The 24885-nt window shown below is 28.9% G+C and carries 28 protein-coding genes; 14 read left to right on the top strand and 14 right to left on the bottom strand.

Annotation, left to right across the window (positions count from 1 at the left end):
• Nucleotides 1-156: 156 nt before the first annotated feature.
• The 3 genes from D1817_06870 to D1817_06860 form a co-directional block, all read right to left on the bottom strand.
• Nucleotides 157-1455: a cell surface protein gene (locus tag D1817_06870; protein AXT19606.1), complete on the bottom strand. Its 1299-nt coding sequence runs from the start codon at nt 1453-1455 to the stop codon at nt 157-159.
• 82 nt (nt 1456-1537) lie between these two features.
• Nucleotides 1538-2104, bottom strand: coding sequence for a DUF4331 domain-containing protein (locus D1817_06865; GenBank protein AXT19605.1), 567 nt, complete (start codon nt 2102-2104; stop codon nt 1538-1540).
• A 21-nt stretch (nt 2105-2125) separates the two neighbouring features.
• Complete coding sequence (locus D1817_06860) at nt 2126-2779, bottom strand: DUF4331 domain-containing protein (GenBank protein ID AXT19604.1); 654 nt, start codon at nt 2777-2779, stop codon at nt 2126-2128.
• A 145-nt stretch (nt 2780-2924) separates the two neighbouring features.
• Between D1817_06860 and D1817_06855 the strand changes: the two genes are divergently transcribed.
• The 4 genes from D1817_06855 (at nt 2925) to D1817_06840 (ending at nt 5467) form a co-directional block, all read left to right on the top strand.
• Nucleotides 2925-4097 (top strand): TerB family tellurite resistance protein, encoded by a 1173-nt coding sequence (locus tag D1817_06855; GenBank protein AXT19603.1) that lies wholly within the window; start codon nt 2925-2927, stop codon nt 4095-4097.
• Nucleotides 4098-4131: 34 nt separating this feature from the next.
• Nucleotides 4132-4389 (top strand): DUF1456 family protein, encoded by a 258-nt coding sequence (locus D1817_06850; protein AXT19602.1) that lies wholly within the window; start codon nt 4132-4134, stop codon nt 4387-4389.
• A gap of 11 nt (nt 4390-4400) precedes the next feature.
• Entirely contained in the window at nt 4401-4970 is a 570-nt protein-coding gene (locus D1817_06845; GenBank protein ID AXT19601.1) for a DUF1080 domain-containing protein, read from the top strand.
• Nucleotides 4971-5035: 65 nt separating this feature from the next.
• Nucleotides 5036-5467 carry a hypothetical protein gene (locus tag D1817_06840; GenBank protein AXT19600.1) on the top strand — a complete coding sequence of 144 codons (432 nt, stop codon included), beginning with the start codon at nt 5036-5038 and terminating at the stop codon, nt 5465-5467.
• On the opposite strand, the gene D1817_06835 is transcribed toward D1817_06840, so the two are convergent.
• The 7 genes from D1817_06835 to D1817_06805 form a co-directional block, all read right to left on the bottom strand.
• Nucleotides 5459-6214, bottom strand: coding sequence for a DNA-binding response regulator (locus tag D1817_06835; GenBank protein ID AXT19599.1), 756 nt, complete (start codon nt 6212-6214; stop codon nt 5459-5461). The two genes, D1817_06840 and D1817_06835, sit on opposite strands and share 9 nt — an antisense overlap.
• Before the next feature lie 29 nt (nt 6215-6243).
• On the bottom strand, nt 6244-6600 hold the full coding sequence (locus D1817_06830; GenBank protein ID AXT19598.1) for a hypothetical protein: 357 nt from the start codon (nt 6598-6600) through the stop codon (nt 6244-6246).
• Nucleotides 6601-6604: 4 nt separating this feature from the next.
• A complete protein-coding gene (locus D1817_06825; GenBank protein ID AXT19597.1) occupies nt 6605-6928 on the bottom strand; it encodes a histidine kinase in 324 nt (107 codons plus the stop codon).
• A 5-nt stretch (nt 6929-6933) separates the two neighbouring features.
• Nucleotides 6934-7248, bottom strand: a complete 315-nt coding sequence (locus tag D1817_06820) for a hypothetical protein (protein AXT19596.1) — start codon at nt 7246-7248, stop codon at nt 6934-6936.
• A 12-nt stretch (nt 7249-7260) separates the two neighbouring features.
• The gene (locus tag D1817_06815) at nt 7261-8613 is read right to left on the bottom strand and encodes a histidine kinase (protein ID AXT19595.1); all 1353 of its coding nucleotides are present in this window, start codon (nt 8611-8613) and stop codon (nt 7261-7263) included.
• A 21-nt stretch (nt 8614-8634) separates the two neighbouring features.
• Nucleotides 8635-9255: a hypothetical protein gene (locus tag D1817_06810; protein ID AXT19594.1), complete on the bottom strand. Its 621-nt coding sequence runs from the start codon at nt 9253-9255 to the stop codon at nt 8635-8637.
• A 99-nt stretch (nt 9256-9354) separates the two neighbouring features.
• Entirely contained in the window at nt 9355-11508 is a 2154-nt protein-coding gene (locus tag D1817_06805) for a TonB-dependent receptor (GenBank protein AXT19593.1), read from the bottom strand.
• A gap of 209 nt (nt 11509-11717) precedes the next feature.
• On the opposite strand from D1817_06805, the gene D1817_06800 reads away from it, so the two are divergent.
• Complete coding sequence (locus D1817_06800) at nt 11718-12212, top strand: RNA polymerase sigma factor (GenBank protein ID AXT19592.1); 495 nt, start codon at nt 11718-11720, stop codon at nt 12210-12212.
• Nucleotides 12213-12216: 4 nt separating this feature from the next.
• Entirely contained in the window at nt 12217-12858 is a 642-nt protein-coding gene (locus tag D1817_06795) for a hypothetical protein (protein ID AXT19591.1), read from the top strand.
• Between the two features lie 2 nt (nt 12859-12860).
• Here the strand turns inward: D1817_06795 and D1817_06790 are convergent, their stop codons facing one another.
• Nucleotides 12861-13658, bottom strand: coding sequence for a 1-acyl-sn-glycerol-3-phosphate acyltransferase (locus D1817_06790; protein AXT19590.1), 798 nt, complete (start codon nt 13656-13658; stop codon nt 12861-12863).
• Nucleotides 13659-13711: 53 nt separating this feature from the next.
• Complete coding sequence (locus tag D1817_06785; protein ID AXT19589.1) at nt 13712-14353, bottom strand: CoA pyrophosphatase; 642 nt, start codon at nt 14351-14353, stop codon at nt 13712-13714.
• Between the two features lie 84 nt (nt 14354-14437).
• Between D1817_06785 and D1817_06780 the strand changes: the two genes are divergently transcribed.
• Both D1817_06780 and D1817_06775 read left to right on the top strand, forming a co-directional pair.
• Nucleotides 14438-15139, top strand: coding sequence for a peptidylprolyl isomerase (locus D1817_06780; protein AXT19588.1), 702 nt, complete (start codon nt 14438-14440; stop codon nt 15137-15139).
• Between the two features lie 18 nt (nt 15140-15157).
• Nucleotides 15158-17308 (top strand): M3 family peptidase, encoded by a 2151-nt coding sequence (locus D1817_06775; GenBank protein AXT19587.1) that lies wholly within the window; start codon nt 15158-15160, stop codon nt 17306-17308.
• 60 nt (nt 17309-17368) lie between these two features.
• On the opposite strand, the gene D1817_06770 is transcribed toward D1817_06775, so the two are convergent.
• Together D1817_06770 and D1817_06765 are read right to left on the bottom strand one after the other, a co-directional pair.
• A complete protein-coding gene (locus D1817_06770; protein AXT19586.1) occupies nt 17369-17971 on the bottom strand; it encodes a trimeric intracellular cation channel family protein in 603 nt (200 codons plus the stop codon).
• A gap of 2 nt (nt 17972-17973) precedes the next feature.
• Complete coding sequence (locus tag D1817_06765) at nt 17974-18690, bottom strand: RDD family protein (GenBank protein ID AXT19585.1); 717 nt, start codon at nt 18688-18690, stop codon at nt 17974-17976.
• Nucleotides 18691-18725: 35 nt separating this feature from the next.
• Between D1817_06765 and D1817_06760 the strand changes: the two genes are divergently transcribed.
• The 6 genes from D1817_06760 to D1817_06735 are packed head-to-tail and all read left to right on the top strand — an operon-like array spanning nt 18726 to nt 24870.
• Nucleotides 18726-19706, top strand: a complete 981-nt coding sequence (locus D1817_06760) for a stage II sporulation protein M (GenBank protein AXT19584.1) — start codon at nt 18726-18728, stop codon at nt 19704-19706.
• A 13-nt stretch (nt 19707-19719) separates the two neighbouring features.
• The gene (locus D1817_06755) at nt 19720-20601 is read left to right on the top strand and encodes a hypothetical protein (GenBank protein AXT19583.1); all 882 of its coding nucleotides are present in this window, start codon (nt 19720-19722) and stop codon (nt 20599-20601) included.
• Entirely contained in the window at nt 20602-21336 is a 735-nt protein-coding gene (locus D1817_06750) for a DUF4129 domain-containing protein (protein AXT19582.1), read from the top strand.
• 3 nt (nt 21337-21339) lie between these two features.
• Entirely contained in the window at nt 21340-22566 is a 1227-nt protein-coding gene (locus tag D1817_06745) for a DUF4350 domain-containing protein (GenBank protein AXT19581.1), read from the top strand.
• Nucleotides 22548-23531, top strand: a complete 984-nt coding sequence (locus D1817_06740) for a MoxR family ATPase (protein AXT19580.1) — start codon at nt 22548-22550, stop codon at nt 23529-23531. Before D1817_06745 ends, D1817_06740 begins: the two co-directional genes overlap by 19 nt.
• A 7-nt stretch (nt 23532-23538) precedes the next feature.
• Nucleotides 23539-24870 (top strand): DUF58 domain-containing protein, encoded by a 1332-nt coding sequence (locus D1817_06735; GenBank protein AXT19579.1) that lies wholly within the window; start codon nt 23539-23541, stop codon nt 24868-24870.
• Nucleotides 24871-24885: the final 15 nt, after the last annotated feature.

Below are 24885 nucleotides of genomic sequence, written 5' to 3'. Positions count from 1 at the left end.
AACGCTTATTAATTTATAATAAGCGTTTTTAAACATATCAATCAATAATCAATAAAAACAACACTTTTAAAGTTTTAAATTACTTCTTAAAACTTCTAAAAGTTATAAGTAATTCCTAAGCTTACAGAAAATGGTATAGTATTTAATTAAATATGTTTAGAGCAATTTAATTTTTTGTTCTGCTAAAGGACCTAATTCAAAAGCACTTTCAAGGAGTTCTGGTTTTAAATCGCTAGCCATATCATCATATCCATTTGCTTTATAAATTTCTGCCATATGATATACAACTTCAGGTTCAAATGTTTTGCCTTTTATGTTAGTTTCTACAATTTGTAATGCTTCTTTTAATAATCCTTTATTATAATAAGTCCAGGCTAGTAAGTCATATGATTGAGCAGTAGGTCTGTTATTAATCTCTCGATTGGCAAGTGCCAAAGCTACTTCCATATCTTCTTTCTTATCATTATTTAGCTTTACATTATAAGAATTATACATATCACCATATTGTATATTAGTTACAGCTGATCTATAAGATTTTATAAATTTACTTTTTTCGTCATGGTTATTCAGGAATTCAGAAACTTCGGCTTTTAGCAAATCATAATCAGGAGCATAATAATCTTCTGTAATTGCATTAAGGATTCGTAATGCTTCATTTGCATCTCGTTCATGTGAATATATAATCCAAGCTATTCCTTTTTTTGCATAAGCATCATTTGGATCTAATTCTAAAGCTTTTAAAAAGTAATTATACGATTCCTTAATTTTACCTGCGTGCCCATAAAAATCTGCTAGATTAGTATAAGCCCATTGCATAGTTATTTCATTATTTGCAGCTTCAACTTTTTTTACTGCTTTTTCCATATATTTAATAGCCCCTTCTAAATTGCCTATATGATCATTCCATTTTGATGTTCTTATTAAGTAATCGAAATCACTTAGATTAACAAACTTCCCTAAATACTGTTTTGCAAGTTTTACATCTCCTAACTCAAGATAAACATCAAAAAGCATTTTTTGAGTGCCCTCTAAATTTTCTCCATTTGCTTCGGCTTTTTTTAATAAAATTAAAGCTTCTTTAAAACGATGTTGAGAAATATAATTTCTAGACAATGCTCTTAAATTAGATGCACTGTTATAATTAGTAAGTTCATTAACTTTAATTAAATTTTCTTCAGCTCTAATAAGGTTATCTATATTTCCTGTTATTTGAAATAACTGAGATTCTGCTGCTGCAATCTTTGATAAATATGGAAATTGGTTTGGTGTTTGATTTAATTTATCTATCCAAAATTGTCTTTCTTTTTTTGTTGACACTAATGCTTCATTGTATTCTGCATTTAGATAAACTTCATAATCATTAGTATTTGAAACCTTATTATTTTCAGTTTTTTTACAACTAGTAATTAATACCAATGTCACTAATAAACTTAATATTTGTTTTGTAGTTGTCATAATGTTTTATTTGTTTGTTTTTTATAGCCATAAGAGCATAAGCATAGTATTAAGAATCATACTCTTATGGCAAATAATTATATTAAAACGGTGCAGCTAAATATGGAAATGATGTTAAAAATGGTCTGTCATTTGCATCTACATTATCATTAGATAACTGTGGATTTTCTGTGCCATCTTCACCTCCAAAGATTAGAAGTAATTCTACTGAAATTACATCATCAGCTAAAGCACGTCCAGTAAGGACATTTGTTCCATCAAAAAATGTAGTAGTACCATCTAGAGATACATTTAATACATCTGTTGATAATAATCCTGTAAATGTTGCTGCATCTAATCCTAATGCATTTGCATCTCCTTCTGCTCCATATGCAGGACTCAATGCTTCTAAATTAGCTTGCATCATACTTTGGAATACTCCACTTTGTAAAGATGGTATTGTTTCATTAAATGCATCTTTACTTCCTGAAGATATAAACACTGTGTTTACTGCTGGGCGTGCCACTTGATCTTGTTGAACAAAAATTCCTGAAAAGTCTGGTCCAGTAGGCAAATCTATTGCATCATTATCGTCATCATTATTACAGTTATACATTGAAATAGACGCTACTATAGCTAAAGCTATTAATTTTATATTATTAAGTTTCATAATTCTTTTTCTTTAAAATGTTTATTGTATCCCTTTTGATTCTACCCAAGTATTAATTGTACCTGTACCTCCTATTAAAGTTTTTGGTACCTCAACCACTACAGAAAGAACATTTGTTCCTGCAAACGTATCTACTCCTGGATTATTAAACCCAGTTGCATTTCCTGATACGATACTTACAAATTGTGAAAAATCCATAAAGAAAGGGTCATCTCTGGGTCCAGCAAAATAACTTATACCATTAACATTCTCAACAATTATATCTTCGTTATAAGGCGTAATTCCAACACTCGCTTGTAAATTACTATCTGTTAAAATAGTACTATTTAACCCTGGTTGTACAGGAGCAGAAGGGCCAAAGAAAAACATCTCGCCATCTCTTGGAATAGCTTGAATTACTAAGTCTTCAACATTATCATTATTAGTATCAATGTTGAACTCTATAAGAGTGTTTTCATCAAAACTGGCAGAAGCTGTTGCTGTCGGACTTAATAAGCCTTGAACATTTGCTACAAAAACAATATTGTCTGTATTTGCACCTTGAAATGCATAAAAATCTGTGATGTCGCTAGCTCCACCACTTACTGCGGGCGCCTCAATGTGATCGGCTGCCACCAAAAAGAAACCTGCAGTTGCTACAACTAGGATTCCTAATACTACTTTAATCTTTTTCATAATGAGATATTTTATATTAATTAATTAGTTCTCGCCTTACCTACGGAAAAAAGAATAAATAGGTTTTATTAAAATTTTGTTAATATTAAAAAACGCAATTGTTTAAACTATATCTATTACCTTTACATGGTCAATAAATATTTATATGAACCCATCGAGTAGTGGCTGGATAAAAAAGCTGTTAAAATCTATTATTTTAGATGATATTACATCAAAATTATCCGAAACTGAGTTTTATAATGCTTTAAAGTCTTGTGGATTTATTTATGGAAATAATATTAAAATTGTACATGCTTTAATAGAAAAAAATGATTTTACTGATGAAGAAAAAAGTAAAACTAACTTATTTATAGCACTTTACTATACTCATAAAAGTATAACCCCTAATATCGATTTTATTAATAGTATCATTGATTTTTATACTGAAATTAATGCTACTAAAAAGTCGTTTTTTCAAGAAATTTTAAATGAAAAGAAATCAAGTAGGCAGTTAGAAAAAATTATACATAAACGTGTACAGATAGACGATAATTTTCTCACAAAAAACTTCAACTATTTTGTTATTAATGCATTGCTTTTTGTAGATATTCTTGCTTATCAAGAGTATTTATATAAAAAACAGATTTCTAAAACTTATATTAAAAACTTAGAAGCTACTATAGAAACTATAGTTTTAAACGTTTTAAGTTCAAAAACAAATCGAACAAAATACGATGAGAGTTTAATTAAATTATTTGAAGCTTCTTTACGTTATCAGGATAATTTTGATATTACTTATAATGAAGCAATACAGTATTTAAAAACAAATCAAGAAAAGCAATATGTTTTAGATATTGCCTGTATGGCAACTTGGAGTGATAAAACAATAGAAATTAACGAACAACATTTTTTACAAAAATTAAGTAGTGATTTAAAATTAGACAAAACTACACAAAAACGTTCTATACAAATGGTAAATCATTTTTATACTGTTTATAAGGACAATATTGCGCTTTTAAGTTCTAAAAATATTATAAAGAGTTTTTATGATAATTCTAATAAAATGGTTCGTGTTTTAATATCTAGAAACAGGAAACGATTATATAATGAGCTTATTGATAGTAAAGAGTTAATGATTCTTTTATCTAAATCTACCGTTCGTGATCTTACCAAAGAAGAGCAAAAAAAAGTGCAAGAACAATTATTAGATATTTTTAAAAGTATACCAAGTCTTGCTATTTTTTTACTTCCAGGAGGTGCTTTATTACTTCCTATTTTTATAAAATTTATACCTAAACTTTTACCTTCAGCTTTTGACGATAATCGAATTGAAGAGTAATTCATCTTATTATAAAAACACATACCTTTACCAAATGGGATTAAACAATAATGACATTTTTAAAAAATTACGCGTTGCTCACAAACTTAGAGATGACGATATCATTAAAATCTGTGCTTTAAAAGATTTTAGAATTAGTAAAAGTGAGCTTGGCGCTTTTTTTAGAAATGAAAATCATCCAAAATATATGGAATGTGGTGATCAAATTTTAAGAAACTTTTTAGATGGGTTGATTATCCACTTAAGAGGCCCAATGCCTGAAAAGAAACCACAAAAAAACTCAAATAATTAATTCATTTAAAAATGAAAAATCAAATACTTGTTATAGTTGTATTAATTATAAGCATAGTTTCTTGCGCTAAATCCAATACTGTTGAAATACTTTTTAACGAAGGAGATAATAATTGGGAAATTAAAGGAACATCATCTTGGTCGTTTCAAGATAACGAACTTGTTGCTGTTGCTGATAGTACTCGTGGTTTTGTAGTGACAAAAGCAAATTATAAAAATTTCGAACTCAATCTTGAATTTAAACCTGACAACACAATTAATTCTGGAGTTTTTGTACGTTGTAACACTGACGATATTTCTGCTACTAACTGTTATGAAATTAATATTTGGGATCTTCATCCAAATCAAGATAATCGTACCGGTGCTATAGTTACTAGAGTTAAACCTTTAAAAAAGGTAGAGACATTAAATAAATGGAATACTTATAAAATTATTTGTGAAGGCAATGTTTTAAACATTTGGGTTAACGATATATTAACCGCAACACTTGAAGATGATCAACTCATTGAAGGTACTATAGCACTTCAAGCCTTTGAACATGGTGAAATACGCTTTAGAAATGTTACTATAACGCAGCTTTAATAATGACTGGTCATGATTGTAACATATTCGTAGAATAGTTTACTAACAGTTATAAACTATAATTTATGGGCATTATCAAAAACTATTACGATGTTTTAGCTATAGATCCTAAATGTGATTTAGAAACTATAAAAAAAGCATTTAGAACACAGATTGCTATATATCATCCTGATAAGAATACATCTCCTGAGGCTAGCAAAATATTTGAAGATCTAATTGAAGGGTTTGATATCTTATCTAATAATAAAAAACGTAAAGTTTACGATAAAATGCTCAGTGATTCATCTAATCGTGAACTAATAGTTATAGAACCAAAGATTAAACAAGAGTATCAAGAGTGGCAAGAAGAAGCCAAAACAAAATCTAAAAAATGTAAATCATCTACACTCGAAGATTTATTATTACTCGATCTTTTTATGGGTGCAGATTTAGATTTATTGGATGGTCTTTTTGATGGTGTGGGAGATGTTTTAGGTGATGTTTTTGATTTATTCTAGCCAATTTTTAAAAGCTTTTACTCGCTCTCTTGCGACAATAACCTCACCTTCACTATAAGTGTTTAATTTTATCTGTAATCTCGAATTAGTATAACTTATCATATCTTTTATAGCATTAATATTTACATAAAACTTTCGATTTACTCGAAAAAAAGTGTCAGGTTCTAATTCATCTTCTAAATGCTCTAAAGTTGTATCTAGTAAATAGTTTCGTCCTTCAGATGTATATAAATAAGTGCCTTTATTTTCACTATAAAAACACTCAATCTCATCTATATTAATAAGTTTTAAATGCTGCCCTATTTTAACCGAGAATCGTTTTTTATACTCACGTTCTATTGGGTTTACTAACATTTTTTTAATATCATTAAAATCTAAGGTTACAGATTGCTGCTTTGGTGCTCTATCTTTATATTTTGAAACAGCTTTAACTAAATCGTCTTCATCTATAGGTTTTAATAAATAATCAATACTATTTAATTTAAAAGCTTGTAAAGCATATTCATCATACGCTGTGGTAAAGATAATAGCTGATTTAACATTAATAGTTTCAAAAATTTCGAATGACAGTCCATCGCTTAATTGGATATCTAAAAAAATAAGATTTGGATGTAAATTATTTTGAAACCATTTAATAGATTCTTCAACAGAATGTAGTAATACTTCTGCTTGGATATCTAATTTTTGAAGCATTCGCTCTAAACGACGTGCAGATGGTTTCTCGTCTTCAATAATAATTACTCTCATTCTCTTAAATTTAATTCTTTTGTTTTTTATTATTCATATTTTTTCATTTCTTCTCGATCTTTCTTCATATACGCATCAATCTTTCTCTTCTCCCAATCTTTACTAAAAATATAATCTTGACCAAAAACTCCCAAAAAATGAAAAAATATGCCAATCCCCCAAAAAATAGCTGTTGAAAAAGTACTAAAATCCCAAAAACTTTCATCGCTATCTCTATTCATAGTAATTATTGTAATTAAAAAAATATTAACTACGATATAAACTGCTAAATGCCAGTAAAACCCCGTGAGTTTTTCTACTTTTTTCTTTGCTCTTAAATAAGCTTCTTCTTTTTTATAATCTGAATTATAATTGTCATCTCTATATGGCTCTAATTGATTATTCATAATGTTAGAAATTTAAATCGTCTTGTTCTTTTTGCATAAACTGTTGGATTTTTTCTTCTTCCCATCGTTTTCCTACTCCAAACACACTAAAAGCGTGAAGTGTTAATCCTATACCCCAGCCAAACACTGGGAACCAAAACCATTTAAAGCCCCAGAATGTCCACCAGTTTATAAGTATTAAAAAGGGAATGACTATAATATAAACAGCAATATGCCAATAAAAACCTGTAAGCTCTTCTACTTTTTTCTTTGCTCTTAAATAAGCTTCTCCTTTTTTATAATTTGAATTATAATCGTCATCTCTATATGGTTCTAATTGATTATTCATAATCTTCAATAATTTAAATGATCTTGCTCTTCTCTAATATATTGCTGGATTTTTTCTTCTTCCCATTTCCTTCCAACCCCAAATACACCAAATGCATGTAACGCTAATCCAATTCCCCAAGTTAACCACATGATGTGGGTATTAAAATCTAAAAACATCTCTACATGAGGTTCTCCATTTCTAAAGTTTTTTATTACTTTAACTACCATTACCCCTAAGTTAACAATAATATACAGCAATAAATGCATATAAAACCCTCTTACCTTATCTACTCGTTCTTTAGCTCTTAAGTATCTTATTTCTTCATTATTCAAGTCCATAGTATTTAAATTTTAGTTCCATCTGTTTTTAGCATTCTCTTCTTCTTGCATAAACTGTTTAATTTTTCTTTTCTCCCAGTTTCTTCCTAGAACCCCATCATTCACAAAAACTTTATAAGCGTGAAATGCGATACCCATACCCCAACCTAACATTGGAAACCAAAACCATTGAAAATCCCATGATGTATACCAATTTATAAAAATTAAAAAGGGAATAACTAAACAATATGATATAATTCCGTAATAAAATTCTTTTAATTCTTCGACATGTTTACGTGCTCCCACATAACTATCGTCTAATCGTGATTGTGTTTTTGTTTGCATAATTGATATTTGTTTTGTTAGCATTGGTAATGCGACTGCAAAACGGTCTGCTGAATGATTGATCTTTACTTGACGTGTTGATAATAGATTATATCGTTGTCTTATATTATTTAATCCAACACCACTACTCTTCTTCACAACCTGCTTTACTTGTAAATTGTTTTCTATAATTAAATTTCCTTCAGATTCATAAATTTTAATGTGCAAAGGTTTATTAGAAGTTACTGTATTATGCTTTACTGCATTTTCTAAAAGCAATTGTAATGACAATGGTACAACTTTGCTCTCTGGGCTTGTTGCACGTTCAGGAATCTCAAATATAAGACTATCTTCAAAGCGCATTTTAAGTAATGACATATAGGTTTTCGCAAAATCCAGTTCTTCATCTACAGATACAAGGTCCTTATTTTTTTGTTCTAACACATAACGATATACTTTAGATAAAGCTGTAGTAAATTTTTGAGCATTATCTGGATTTTCATCAATTAAACTGGTTAAGACATTTAAGCTATTAAATAAAAAATGTGGATCTAATTGATTTTTTAGAGCATCAAATTTTGCGCTTGCTGTACCTGCAATGACCTTTTGTTCTTTAATCTTATTTTTCTGAAGTTGCTGATAAAAATAAAATGCATGAAAAAATAATGAAGCAACTATACATATTAGTAGTGATATAAAATAGAAATTTAAACTTTCTGAATTAATAAATTCTTCATAAGTATAGTTTCCTATTACCATTTTATGAAACACTCTAATAAAAAATATAGTGATTAATGAGATTACAATAGAGCCTAAAAAACCTATTAAAAAACGATACTCCTTATATTTATTCCATTTTACTTTATGATTTAAATAACTAAAAAAATAGGAATTAACAAGTGTTAATGGAAAACTGTACATTACATGATATGCGAACATTATTAATAAACTCGAGTCATATTGTACATCCTCACCATTAGTATACATAAATAGTACATTTATGACAAATAATATAGCAGCTATAACAATACTAATGGTAATAATTCTAATAAGCTCTTTCATAATTAATAATGCTTTTACTTTTTATTTACAAGATGCTAAAACCTGTTCTGCTCTTTGTTTCCCCCAATTAGGATGGAATTTAGATTCTGGTTTAAAGTTAGCAAAAAGTTCTAAGGATTTTTCTATGTCTTTACAAAAGGGCTTTGTGTCTTGACCAAAGTATTTTGCACTTCCCATAGCCCATTCTGCTTTATTATAAACTACTCTTGGGTTTTCAGGAGCTAACTCATAAGCTCGATTATACAATTCTGAAACCGAAGCTGCATATTTCATTCCATAAGTTGCTCCATCATAAGCTACCCAATTAGTTAAAATATGAGCTTGCAATACTAAAATCTCTACATTGTTTTCACTTACTTGTTTAGCTTCATTAATATGCTTTTCAGCTTTATCTAACTGTGCTTTTAAAAGAGCTTCATTTTTTACATTCCAGCTTTTTAAGCTATTAATTTGAGCTATGTAATAATGAGCCAGCCATTCATCTGATTCTGCATTAGCAATACGCTCAAATATATTTTCGGCAGCATCCAATTTATTACTTTGCATAAGTTCTAAAGCCTTTTCCATTCCTTTCTCATAATTTGTTTGTGCAGTTATTAACCCTGTAATAAACATTGCAATAAGTACTGATAGTCTAAACATAATTTTGTGTTTTAATTATACAACAAATATCTACTAGAAATGTCTGTATTAAAAAAGTGAATGACTGAACTGTAAAAAGCTAATGATGAATTGTTAGTATTATAAATTATCCAATTGGTTGTCTGTTCCTTTTTCGCTAATAGTCCAAAAGAATCCTACAAAAAAGAATTGATCAGCTGCTGGGCGTAATGCTCTACTATTAAAATTCCCATTAATATCTGGAGTATCTGAAAACTGAAATCCATTTACATTTTTAAAACCTAAAACATTATTTACAGATAAATACAATATTTTTTGTGGGCTTATTAAATATGCCCAATTTACACTCAAACTATTAAACGATTTCGTTCTCTGATTTAAGAAACCAGGTATATTAGGGTTAGTAAATGAACGCCCTGAGCCATAGCTATAACTAAGCCCTACTTGGCTTTTTAGTTTATCTATCCAATATTTCCCAACAACTGAAAGGTTGTGTTTATTTGCAAAGTTAGGTCGAGCACTTTCTGAAAAGTTTCTAAAGTTCCTCTCCGTATCTAAAAAAGAATAACTCACCCAATAGTCTAAATTTTTAAAACTATTATTATCTCTCCAAAATAAATCTATTCCTTTTGCAAAACCAAAGCCGTTATTATTAAACACAGTATCGAAATTTAAAAATTCAGTATCATATTTTAATAAATTATTATAATCTTTATAAAATGCTTCTGCTCTAAATATTCTACCCGCACTATTTAATTGATAATTAAAAATATAATGTGTTGTTTTCTGAGCCTGTAGGTCCTGTTCAAATTTTAAAACATTACTATTAGGGTTTTGATAAAAATTCCCATATGCTAACGATATTTGACTTTTAGAAGATGTTTTATAAGCCAAAGACAATCGCGGAGATATATAAAAGTCATCAAACAACTCACTATACTCACCTCTTAGCCCTGCTTTTAAAGCCATTTTTTTTGAAAAGAAAATATCTGCTTCAGCAAATGTCGCAGCAATATTATTATTAAATCCATAGTTTAAATTATTGATGGATTCATTAGAAAATTGTTCATTAAAATCGGTTAAAAAATACTCTGCACCAATGTTAAATTTAAATCGATTACTATAATGTTTTTTTAATTTCAACTTTGCATGAATTGAATTCTCTCTATCATCAATATCATTATTTATAATATTTACATTGGTATTTGCATGTGTGTAACTAAATCCACCAGATACAGACCATGTATCACTTAACATTCCTTTATAAGAGCCATTAAAATATAAATTATTATTATCTAATTTAAATCGCACACCTTCAGTAATATTAATATCGTCTTGGATGAGTTCTAATTTGGAAGTATCAAAAGCAGTATAAAGTTTTAATAACCCTTTATTAAAGCTTTGGCGAAATACAGCTTCACCTGCAAGTGCTTCAACTGGTTTAATCCACTCATTTCTGTTAGGTAAAGCATTAATATAAGGTGCTAAATTAATATAAGAACCATTAACACTTAAAGAGTTTTTTTTCCATTTCTGAGTATGTCCTAGGCTCCCTCCAACACTCATAATACCTATATCAGTTTTCTTTTGTTCTGGTTCGTTAATAGTGTTTAATAATAAAATACTAGATAAAGCTTGTCCGTATTCTGCAGAGTATCCGCCTGTAGAAAAGGTAATCCCATCAAATAAAAATGGAGAATACCTTCCTCGTGTTGGTGTATCGTTAGTTGTAGGTGTAAATGGCGTAAACACACGAATACCATCAATAAATATTTGTGTTTCGTCAGCCTCTCCACCACGCACAAATAAACGTCCATCTTCAGCTACAGTAGTAGTCCCTGGTAAAGTTTGCAACGCGCCTACAAAATCTCCTAAAGCACTAGCTGTGGTAACTACATCTAAGGGTTTTAATGCATTTATTTTATTATTGTCTCCAGCTTCAAAAGTTCCTGCAGACAAGACTACAGCATCTAAAGTCCCCACATCTTCTCTAAGTTTAATTATCAAATCTTTCATTTTTGATACATCAATTATGAATTTAAAAGTTTCATATGATAAAAAAGAGGCTATTAGTGTTTGTATTTTTTCTTCTGATGTGGTGAAACTAAATTCTCCATTCTCATTACTTGTAGCTCCGTCATAAGTACCCTCTAAATACACATTAACTCCTATTATTGGAATTCCTTTAGCATCTACTACTTTTCCATTAATAGTAGTTTGTGCATTTACATTTAATAGTAATACAAAACTGATGATTGTTAATACTGCTTTCATAAATTATAGTGTTGCTCGTTTTTAATTGATGAGGCAAATTTGTACCACAACACTAACTTTAAAAACTTATTCTAACTGAATTGTAGAGAATTACAGATGAATTGAAAATGTATTGATTGTATCGAGTTAAATGCTATATTTAAACTTTCTTAATTTATATGTAACATAATTAAAATTAGTACTACTTATAGAGTAACTAACTTATAAAATTGAGCCAAGAATTAGAACATAGTTTTGTTGAATTGCTTGAAAAGCATCAAAATATTGTGCATAAGGTATGCCGCCTCTATACAAATAATTATGATGCTCACAACGATTTATTTCAAGAGATAACCATACAACTTTGGAAAGCATATCCTAAGTTTCGTGGTGATGCTAAATTTAGTACTTGGATGTATCGTGTAGGATTAAATACAGCAATTACACTATATCGAAAATCTAAGCGAAGAATAAATACGCAAGAATTTGATTTAGTTCAGTTTAAAATAAAGGCAGAAGATTATGATGAAACAGAAGAACAACAATTAAAGTTATTGTACAAAGCAGTTCATCAATTAAATGATATTGAAAAAGCACTTGTTTTCTTGTATTTAGAAGACAAAAATTATAAAGAAATTAGTGAAACGATGGGGATTAGTGAAGTAAATGCAAGAGTGAAAATGAATCGTGTAAAAACGAAACTAAGAACTATTTTAAATCCGTAATACTATGGATGAATTAGAATTATTAAAAAAAGATTGGCAAAAGGATAAAGGAAACTATCCTAAGTTAACTTATAATGAAATTTATAAAATGATTTTAAAAAAATCTTCTTCAATTGTGAAGTGGATTTTTATAATAAGTATCTTGGAGTTTGTATTCTGGACAGGTTTTTCGCTTCTATTTAAAGATAGTAAGCATATAAAGGAAGTTGAAGAGCTTAATGCTAGCAATTTATTTATTTCTCTTTCTATAATCGGTTTTGTAATTTTATTTTATTTCTTCTATAAGTTTTATAAAAACTATAGAAATATCTCTGTAACAGATAGTGCAAAAATATTAATGGAGAACATTCTTAGAACAAGAAGAACTGTGAAACAATATGTTGCCTTTAATATAATTTTCCTTGTTATAGGGGTTGTTAGTGGAGTTTTTATGAGTGTCAAACAAGATGAGTCATTTTCGAATCAACTTAACGATGCTGCTGCAAATGGAGAAATATTTAAATATTATGCAGCTATTATAATAACTACTATTATAGCTCTAGCAGCAGTTATTGGAATCTTATTATTATTTTATTGGTTAATATATGGATTACTTTTAAGAAAATTAAACCATAATTATAGTGAACTTAAAAAGCTAGAAATCTAAACTTACCACTCTCGTTTTTTATTTAATTCTTCCTGTTCTAATAAATCTTTTTTAGAAATTACTTTTAAAAAAGAAGGGTGTTGCTCTATAGCATACTCAATTTTTTCTACAATTTCAGGTATTGTTTCGTTTTCATAATCTATATCTAAAGGCTCTTTAATTTCCATAGATTGTAAGATATTCTTCTTTTTTATACGCAAACCTTTTTTATCGAATGAACGCCTAAAACCATCAATTACAATTGGTACTACAACGGGTTTATAACGTTTAATAATATGTGCAGTTCCTTTACGTATTGGTTTAAATGGTGTAGTCGTTCCTTGAGGAAATGTAATAACCCAACCATCATCTAGAGCTTTAGCTATATTAGAGATATCACTCATTTTAACTTGCCTATTTATATCTTTACCCTCTGCTCGCCATGTGCGCTCTATACTTATAGATCCTACATATGCTAATATTTTTGGCAACAACCCCGATTTCATTGTTTCTTTTGCAGCAACATAATAGATATTTAATTTAGGTCTCCATAAATAACCAACATTTTTAATAGAATCTACTCTTCCACTTAAACTCGCATTAAATACATGAAACATACCTACAACATCTGCAAAATAAGTTTGGTGATTAGAAATAAATAAAACGTTAGTATCTGGCAAGTTTTTTATAATCTCAGAACCTTCAATTTGTAATTCATTAAACCCTCTAAAGCGTCTATGAGTTATAACCCCTAATATTCTGATGATCCATTTTTTTAAGAAAAGTATGTGACCGAAAGGATTTTTCTTTAATAATCCCATATATAATAATCCTTCAATTTAGTTCGTGCTGCAAATGTAATAAAACAGATAAATTACTGCATTTCTTTTAACAAGTCTTTTATTTCACTTAATATCATTGCTGTCGCTCCCCAAACAATATAATTATTGAATGTAAACGTAGGCACCTTTATGTTTTTATTATACGATGTAGGGACAGATTTGGTTGCCACAACTTTCTCATCTAACAAATCATCTAAATTAACCTCAATAATTAACTCTACTTCATCTTCTTGCTTAATAAACTCCGGTGAATCTTTTAAAATTCCTAAAAAAGGTTGGACATAAAAATTACTAGGAGGAATATAAACTTGTGTTAGTTCTTTAATAATTTCTATTTGTGTTATTGGAACTCCTATTTCTTCAAAAGTTTCTCTAATTGCTGTATCTTTTATTGTTTTATCTCCATTTTCATACTTGCCTCCAGGAAATCCTATTTGTGCAGAATGTACACCTTCATAAGTTTTTCTTAAAATCAATACTAATTTTGTTAGCTCTCTATTATCTGGGTAAAATAAAGCAATAACTCCAGCTCTTTTAGCCTCTTTTATTTTATCTTTCTGTTCTTCTAAAAGCTTTTTTCTAAATGGAGGTGACATTTTAAGCTGAGAAACCTCACCAGGTAATGGTAATGTTTTATTTTTCGAAATGCGTTCAAGAAATTTTTTAAATTCCATAGAATGATTAATTTGCGGGATCTATTAGATATTTAACAAAAAAATATCTAATAATTTCGGCTTTAAAATTCATTAAAATCTTATATGAAAACTTTAATACTTTTTTGTTCATGCCTGATATTTTTAGGCTGTGAAGATAAACAATCTAAGCAAAAAAAATCAACAGTTAATACTTCTATACCAGTTGAAATAAAAAAAGAGAAGAAGAAAAAAGTATCTCCTAAAAGAGAGTTTCCTTTATTAACTGATACTAATGCTTTAGAATTCTTTTTACATTATAATGATGAGCATAAAGAAAATAAAGTTAGAATTACTACAGATTTTGGGGATATTGATATTCTCTTATTTAACGAAACACGTTTTCATCGATCTAACTTTATATTTTTAACTAAACAAAAGTATTTTGATGGTACTCAGTTTTATCGTGTTGTAAACAATTTTATAATTCAAGGAGGTAATAGTGATGAGAACAAAATTGCTATACGCAGGCGAAAAATTGGAAAATATTTACTTCCCGTTGATGCAAATCACGGTTTTAAACACGTAAGAGGCGTAATTTCTATGCCGAGTAGTGATATAGAAAATCCGTATAAATTAGCTTCACCATATCAATTTTTTATTGTACAAAGTCCTAATGGTGCTCACCATTTAAATGGTAGTTTTACCGCTTTTGGAAGAGTGACAAAAGGAATGGATGTAGTTGATAAAATAGCAGCACAAAAAACTGATGAGTCCGAATGGCCTTTATCAAATATATATATAAGAACTGTACAAATTATTGAATAATATAAAAACTAAAAACTTATGATAGCACAATTAATAACAAAGAAATTAAAATATACTTGCTTAGTAGCATTAGTTGTTTTTACTGCTTGTAAAGATGATACAAAAGAAGAAAAAGTGATGACAGATAATATTTTACTTCAAGAATGGACAGGTCCTTATGGTGGTATTCCTGCTTTTGATAAAATGAATGTAGCAGATGTAACGGGTGCTATGGAAGAAGGTATGGCTTTAAATTTAGCAGATATTGATAAGATTACCAATAATCCGGATACGCCAACATTTGAAAATACAATTGAAGAAATGGAACGTGCTGGAGCTGAATTAAACAGAGCTTTTACATATTATGGGATTTTAGGTAGTAACATGAATAGTCCTGAGTTTAGAAAAATACAGGGAGAACTTGCTCCTAAATTATCTGATTTTAATTCTAAAATCTCACAAAATGAAGCTTTATTTAAACGAATAAAAACTGTTTACGAAAACTCACTTCAAAATCCTTTAGAGGAAGATCAACAACGTGTAGTTGAACTTATATATAACGGATTAACATTAAATGGAGCTGAATTGGATTCTGAAAAAAAAGCGCGTTATGCTGCAATAAATAAAGAATTATCTACACTATATACAAATTTCTCAAATAACGTATTGCATGATGAAGAAAACTATGTGACTTATCTTACGGCAGAACAGTTAGATGGTTTACCAGGATCATATATTAAATCTGCAGCAAAAATAGCTTCTGACAAAGGGCAAGAAGGTAAATATGCTGTAACAAATACACGATCTTCTATGGATCCTTTTTTAACGTATTCTACAGAAAGAGAATTACGTAAACAAGTATGGACAAATTATTACTCAAGAGCAGATAATGGAGATGAATATGACAATAATAAAATTATTGCTGAGATTTTAAAACTACGTAAAGAACGTGTAGGGTTATTAGGGCATAGCAATTATGCAGAATGGCGTTTACAAGATCGTATGGCAAAAACTCCAGAAAATGCATTAGAATTAATGAATGCTGTATGGCCAGCTGCTATTAGCCGTGTAAAAGAGGAAGTTGCAGATATGCAAGCTGTTGCAAATGCCAATGGAGACAATATTACTATAGAACCTTGGGATTATCGTTTTTATGCAGAAAAAGTACGTAAAAAGAAATATGATTTAGATTCTGACGAGGTTAAACAGTATTTGCAGCTAGATAAGCTTACCGAAGCTATGTTTTATGTTGCTGGGCGTTTATTTAATTTTAACTTTAAATCTGTACCTGAAGGAAGTGTACCTGTATTTCATGAAGATGTAAAAGTATGGGAAGTCACAGATAAAGATTCTGGAGAACACATTGGTTTATGGTATTTAGATCCTTATGCGCGAACAGGTAAACGTTCTGGTGCCTGGGCAACCACTTATAGAAGTCATACTACTTTTGATGGAAAGAAAACTGTTTTAGCATCAAACAACTCAAATTTTGTAAAACCAGCTCCAGGAGAAGCTGTTTTAGTATCTTGGGATGATGCTAATACGTTTTTTCACGAATTTGGGCATGCTTTGCATTTCTTTTCTGCAAATATAAAATATCCAACATTAAATGGAGGTGTTCGTGATTATACAGAGTTTCAATCGCAGTTACTGGAACGTTGGTTATCTACAGATGAAGTAATTAATCAATTTTTGGTTCATAACAAAACTGGAGAAGTAATTCCTTCTGAATTAGTTGCAAAAATTAAAAATGCAGCAACTTTTAATCAAGGCTTTGGAACTACAGAGTATTTAGCTTCAGCATTAATGGATATGAAATTTCATTTAGCAGATCCAACAAATATTGATGTGGATGCTTTTGAAAAGAAAACTTTAGCTGAGCTTAATATGCCAAAAGAATTAGTAATGAGGCATAGAACACCTCATTTTAGCCATGTATTTGCAGGAGAAGGTTATGCTACTGCATACTACGGATATATGTGGGCAGATGTATTAACATCAGATGCAGCTGAAGCTTTTAAGGAAGCTCCTGGAGGGTTTTATGACAAAGAAGTTGCTACCAAATTAGTTAAATACTTATTTGCACCAAGAAACGCAATGGACCCAGCAGAAGCTTATCGCTTATTTAGAGGTCGTGATGCAAAAATTGAAGCTTTAATGAGAGATAGAGGATTCCCTGTTCCTAAATAATTAATTATAATAAACAAATATTATTAAAAAACTATCTCTATTAAAAAAGAGATAGTTTTTTTAGTTTTTATATAAACTGGGTAAGCTTATTTTAAATTTTACAACCAACAAACGAGTTACTATAACAACTAATCCAGCAATAACAAAAACAAAATCATCATTAATTGGAAAGTAACGCAATACAAAATATGTTACTCCTCCTAAAATACAAGCCGTAGCATAAACTTCTTTTCTAAAAACAACTGGGATTTCATTACACAAAATATCTCGAATAACTCCTCCAAAACAAGCTGATATGGTCCCTAAAGCTATACATATTATAGGGTTTAGCCCTACACTCAATCCTTTTTCTACTCCTATAACAGTGTAAAGGCCAATACCTATTGTGTCAAATAAAAACAATGATGTTCTTAAATAATTAATCTTACTTCTAAAAACAATTGCCAAAACTGTAGCTCCTAATATAACATAAGTAAACGTTATGTCTTTCATCCAATTTACGGGTGTTTCTCCTATAAGGATATCTCTTAGAGTTCCACCACCTATAGCAGTTACAAATGCTATAATTAATATCCCAAAAGGATCCATTTTTTTTTGCATTGCTATAAGTGCTCCTGAAATAGCAAATGCGATTGTTCCTAAAATATCAATGGTATAAAACACGGCTACATATTTTGAGTATAGTAATTATAATCTTTTATAACTATCTCTATAAAATTTATTGGTTGTTCTTTAGGTTCGACCTGCATAACTTTAATTAATCTATTATGCAATGATAAAATAATATTGTGCTGGCTTTTACGTAAAGCATCCTCATACAAGTTTTTTATTGTTTGCATCTCTCTATCATTAAAAACAGTAACTTGACTATAAGTAGGTACATAATTTGACGGAACTTCTTTTAAAATTGTATCTTTTATAGATAGTTTTGTTTTTTCACTAATTACAGTTGTTCCAGCAGCAATATCACCAACACGTTGCCCATTTCCTTTTATCAATATTGTTATTACAGCAAGGCCACCAGAAGTTATTACAACATCAACAATTCTTAGCAACCATCTTACTAAATAGTTAGCAAAACTTGGTTTTGAACCATCTAAATTAACAACACGTGTTTTTAAAGCAAATTTACCTACAGTTTTACCATCCCAAAAAGTTTCTAATAATACATAGTATAGAAATGCAGGTAATGATATTAAAAGGTATAATGCCCAAAAATCATTAATATAAACGTCTATAGATGTTAATAACATTATCATTAATATTAAATATCCATAAATAATAACACTATCTAAAAGGTAAGCTAACATTCTATCTCCTAAATTTGCTACATTCTGATTAATCCCTACATTTTGGGCAGTTTCTATTTGAAATTCCTCCATATTTTCTTTTCTTTGATAGCAAACTCATTAACTAAATGCGCGAAGCAGCTTTCGTAAAGCAAAATAAGGATAAATGGTTAAAATTTGAAAATGTTCTTTCAAATAAAATAATAATAAATCCTGATGAACTTTCTGATTTATATATTGAAATCACAGATCATTTAAGTTATGCTAAAACATTTTATAATGCTAGTAATACTGAACGTTATCTTAATCAGTTAGCATCTCAAGCACATCAAAAAATCTATAAAACAAGGAAAGAACCCAAAAACAGGCTTTTTTCTTTTTTCAAAACAGAGTTTCCTTTATTAATGTATCAACACCAAAGAGAGTTATTAGTTTCTTTTTTAGTATTTACTCTTTTTGTAATTGTAGGTGTCTTTTCTGCTGCTAATGAAGGTGATTTTATGAGAGCAATCTTAACTGATAGTTATGTCAATATGACTTTAGAAAACATAAAAAATGGAGACCCTATGGCTGTTTACAAACAACAAGGTGAATTTAATATGTTTTTAGGAATTACTATAAATAATATAAAAGTGGCTCTTTGGGCTTTTGCATATGGTATAATGCTCGGTATCGGTTCTCTTTATATAATGATGAGAAACGGCATTATGCTGGGTAGTTTTCAGTATTTATTTTATCAAGAAGGATTGTTATGGGAATCTGCAAGAACCATATGGATACATGGTACTATAGAGATATCCGTAATTATTATTGCTGGTTGTGCTGGTTTAGTTCTTGGTAACGGTATTTTATTTACAGGAACTTATACACGATTAGAGTCTTTTAAACGAGGGGTTAAAAATGGATTAAAAATATTAATTAGTACCATCCCATTTTTTATTATCGCAGGTTTTTTAGAAGGTTTTGTTACCCGACACACAGAAATGCCAGATTGGCTTGCCATAATTATAATTGGAAGCTCTTTAACTTTAATACTTTATTATTATGTTATATATCCAAAGAAAATACATAAGCTACATATAACGCAAAAACAACTTACTGACTATTAGATCAAAATAATTTATGAAATCTTATATAGAATTTAAACAAGAACGCAGTTTTGAAAATATCCTATCTGATACCTTTGGATTTGTAAGGAATGAGTTCAAATCCTTTTTTAAAACAATTTTTCAAGTCGCTGGACCATACATTATTTTATTTATTATTAGTATGGTCTTTTATACTTATTATACTGGTCAAACTTTAAATTTTGATTTAACATCAAATGATTTTGGAAGTGATTTTATTGACCCTTTTTTATTGTTAATTTCAGCTGGAGCATATTTAATATCTGCACTTTTAGCTTATGTTTTTGCTATATCTACAACATTACATTATATAAAGTCATACATTACTAATAATGGAAATGCAGATTTTAATGAAATAAAACAAAACGTTTATAAAAGATTCTGGGGATTTCTTGGATTAGGAGTTTTAAAATGGATTACACTTATAGTAGCAATTTTTCTCTGTGTTTTACCAGTATTTTATTTTATGGTTCCCATGGCTATTATATTCTCTATTTATATTTTTGAAAATCAAGACGCTTCTAGTGCTTACGGATCTAGTTTTTCACTTATTAAAAGTGAATTTTGGGTAACACTTGCAACAATAATTGTGCTTGGCATTATCGTTACAATAGCTAGTTATGTTTTTGCTTTACCAACAACTATATATACATTATTAAAAACAGGTATTTTTTCAGGAGAGATTGATCCTGAAAACTTCACTAATTTGGTTGATCCTATTAGTATTATTTTAAATGTATTAGGGACCCTTTTTCAGCTTTCGTTAAACTTGATCTTTACAATAGGTACAGCATTAATTTATTTTAATCTTAATGAGAAAAAGAACTTTTCAGGAACTCTTGATCGTATCGAATCAATTGGAAACATAGGAGAATAAATGTATTTTTTTAAACTCATCATCATCTATTTTTTGTTCACTTTGCCTTCTTTTGGGCAACAAGATTCATTATCCATAAATCAGTATGACAATACAGTAATTAATATTGAACAAATTTCTGATGAAAGCCTTGAAACTTATAAAAACGATACTGATTTTAATTATGTTGAAATTCAATCTGAAGAAAACTTTCTGGATAAATTTAAGCGTTGGTTACGAAATATCTTAACTAAAATATATGAAGCCATATTTGGAGTAGGTACTGCTTCAGGGTTTTTATATTTTATGTTTAATATTTTCCCTTATATAGTATTAGCTTTCTTAATTTATTTATTATTGCGCTTTTTTTTAAAAGTAAATTCTAGAAATATAATTACTGGAGCTACAACTACTGGTTCCATTTCTTTTTCTGAAGAAGAAGAAATTATTAAAAATCAAGATATTTCTTCTCTCATTAAAGAAGCCGTTAAGCAAAAAAACTATCGCTTAGCAATTCGTTATTATTATTTATTGTCTTTAAAATATTTATCTGAAAACAATCTCATTAATTGGGAACAACAAAAAACTAATGAAGATTATATTAAAGAAATAGAAAAAGAAACTTTACGCCTAAATTTCTCAAATATTACTAAAATATACGATTATGTATGGTATGGTGAGTTTAACATTGATGAATTAAAATTTGAACAGCTAAAAACTTCTTTTGAAAGTTTGAATAAAAAAATGAGACATTAAAATTTGGATAAAAAAGGAAAAATATACATTATTCTTTTAGCAGTAGCTATTTTATCTATTGTGCTTATTGAATATACTAAACCAAAAGAGATTAATTGGTTTCCATCATACGATAAGCAACATAAAATCCCTTATGGGACTTACATTTTTAAAGAGCAGCTTCATAAAATTTTTGGTGATGATCAAATCAAGGACGTAAATCGTCCTCCTTTTGAATATCTTTCTAAACCTAACAATATAAAAGGGACTTACCTCTTTATAAATAACAATGTGAATTTTGGTAATGAAGAACTTGAAAAGTTATTAAATTGGACTGCTAAAGGAAACACGCTTTTTATTGCTTCATCAAATTTTGAAAAAAAGCTATTAGATACTTTAAATTTAGACACATCTGTTATTAGTAATTTTAACAATATAAATAATGAGTTTCAATTTCAATTAAAAAGCAGTTCTTTAAAAGATACGACGTCCTATACTTTCGACAAAGCAAATTTTATATCTCATTTTAATGCAATCGATACTCTATATACTAAAATAGTTAGTATTACCGATCATTACAAAAAAGGTAGTATACAAAAGGAACATATTAGTACTATAAAACAACAATTTGGAGAAGGACAAATTATATTAAGCACATTTCCTCAAGCGTTTACAAATTATTTTATTTTAAATACACCTAATCAAAAATTTACTTCTGGATTAATTTCTTATATAGATAAAAATCAACCTATACTTTTTGATAATCATTACAAATCTGGGAAAAAGTTTTACTCGTCTCCCCTCTACATAATGTTAAATACAAAAGAATTAAAATGGGCTTATTATATGATGCTTCTAGGTGCGCTTGTTTACATTATTTTTGAAGGAAAACGTAAACAACGAGCTATTCCTATTAAAAAACCTTTACGAAATCAAACAATAGATTTTACACGAACGATAGCCAACATGTATTATGAAAAAGATAAACATAAGGAATTGATCCAGCATAAAATTCATCATTTTTTGGATTTTATTAGAGTGCATTTTTATTTAAATACGACTTTAATAGATAAAGAGTTTATAAAAAATTTAGCCGCTAGGAGTAATAATACAATTGAAGATACTCAAGAATTGTTTAACACTATCAATAAGTTAAACAACCAAAAAGAAATTAGTAATATAGAATTAGAACGATTAAATACTTTAATCGAAACATTTAAATCCAATAACATATGGAAAACGAAGATTTAGATTTTAATAATAGGATCCCTTTGGAGGATTTAAAAATAGCTTCAGATTCAATAAAAGAAGAATTAAAAAAAGTAATCATTGGCCAAGAAAGGTTCATTGAACTTCTTATTGTTGCTCTGTTAGCAGATGGTCATGTACTTATTGAAGGTGTACCTGGTATAGCAAAAACAATAACTGCCAAACTATTTGCTAAAGTTTTAAAAACTGAATTTAGTAGAATTCAGTTTACTCCAGATTTAATGCCGAGTGATGTTTTAGGTACGTCTATTTTAAATATGAAAAATTCTGAGTTTGAATTTAAGAAAGGCCCAATTTTTTCCAATATTGTTTTAATAGATGAGATTAATAGAGCGCCAGCAAAAACACAAGCTGCATTATTTGAAACTATGGAAGAACGTCAAGCAACCATAGATGGACTTACTTATGTTTTTGAAACACCTTTTATGGTATTAGCTACTCAAAACCCTATTGAGCAAGAAGGGACCTATGCCCTACCTGAAGCACAATTAGATCGTTTTCTATTTAAAATTAAAATAGACTATCCATCAGTTGATGATGAAGTTAAAATAATAGAAACTCACCATCAAAGAAAAGGTAAAAACGCACAAACGCTTATCAACACTATATTAGATTCTAAAACTTTGGCAGATTATAAAGAAAAAACGCAATCTGTAATTGTTGAAGAAAAAATCATAAAATACATTGCAGAGATTGTTTCTAAAACTCGTAACCATCCACATTTATATTTAGGGGGATCTCCAAGAGCTTCAATCGCGATTTTAAATACAGCCAAAGCTTATGCAGCTATTAATGGAAGAGATTTTGTAATCCCCGAAGATGTAAAAAAAGCTGTAGAGCCAGTTTTAAATCATAGGATTATTTTAACACCAGAACGCGAAATGGAAGGAATGACAACTGAAAACGTTATTGAAATGATTATACAATCTGTTGAAGTACCTAGATAATTAAGAAGTGAAGTTTTTTAAATCATTATACATACACAAAGGTTTTTACACCTATATCACAATTGCAATAGTAAGTTTTTTATTATCCTATTGGATTAAATTATTATACTCAATTGCATGGATAATCACTATAGCAATTATTATGTTGTTTATAGTAGATATCTTTTTTTTATATAGATTTAAAAATGCAATTACTGCAAGACGTTTACTGCCAGATAAGTTCTCTAATAGTGATGAAAACCCTGTTCCGATTACAATCAAAAGCACTTATCCATTCGAAATATTAGTAGACGTTATTGATGAGTTACCGCTCCAATTTCAAAAACGTGATTTTAGTTATAAGATAAACTTATCTCATAATGAGGTTCATAATTTTGATTATTTAGTAAGACCAGTGGAACGAGGTGAGTATTTTTTTGGGAATTTAAATCTTTATGTATCTACTAAGTTTAGGATCGTAAAACGAAAGTATCAGTTTCAAAACGAACAAATGGTTACTGTTTATCCATCTTTTATACAAATGCAGAAATACGATTTTCTGGCAATTAGTAACTATTTAACAGAATTTGGATTAAAAAAAATTCGAAGGATTGGAAATACATCAGAATTTGAACAAATTAAAGATTATGTAACTGGTGATGATTTTAGAACTGTGAATTGGAAAGCAACTGCTAAAAAAGCACAATTAATGGTTAATCAATACCAAGATGAAAAATCACAACCTATCTATTCCATTATAGATACTGGTCGGGTAATGAAAATGCCTTTTAATGGCTTAAAGCTTTTAGATTATGCTATTAATTCAACATTAGCATTTAGTAACGTTGCTTTAAAAAAACATGATAAGGTAGGAATGATATCATTTTCAAAAAACATTGAAATATTTTTACCTGCAATTCATAAACTTACTTATTTAAATCGAATACTTGAGAATCTTTATAGTATTGATACACAATTTAGTGATAGTAATTTTAGCTTACTTTATGCGCAATTAAAAAGAAAAGTAACTCATAGGAGTTTACTTTTATTATATACAAATTTTGAACACATAAGTGCTTTAAAAAGACAACTTCCTTATTTACAAGCAATTTCAAAAAAACATATGCTAGTGGTCATTATTTTTGAAAATACCGAATTAGATCAACTAATTTCTAAAAATGCCGAAAACCTCCAAGAAATATATCACAAAACTATTGCTGAAAAATTTGTATTTGAAAAACGCCTAATGGTAAAAGAGCTACAAAAACATGGTATACAGAGTATTTTAACTTCTCCAGAAAAATTAACTATCGATACTATTAATAAGTATTTGGAGATAAAAGCCAGAGGGTTATTATAAAAATAATTTTGATTT

It is taken from the genome of Flavobacteriaceae bacterium (assembly GCA_003443635.1).
In the GTDB taxonomy this organism is placed as follows: domain Bacteria; phylum Bacteroidota; class Bacteroidia; order Flavobacteriales; family Flavobacteriaceae; genus AU392.
The sequence above is the reverse complement of the archived record's forward strand: the minus strand, read 5'-3'. Positions and strand labels throughout refer to the sequence as shown.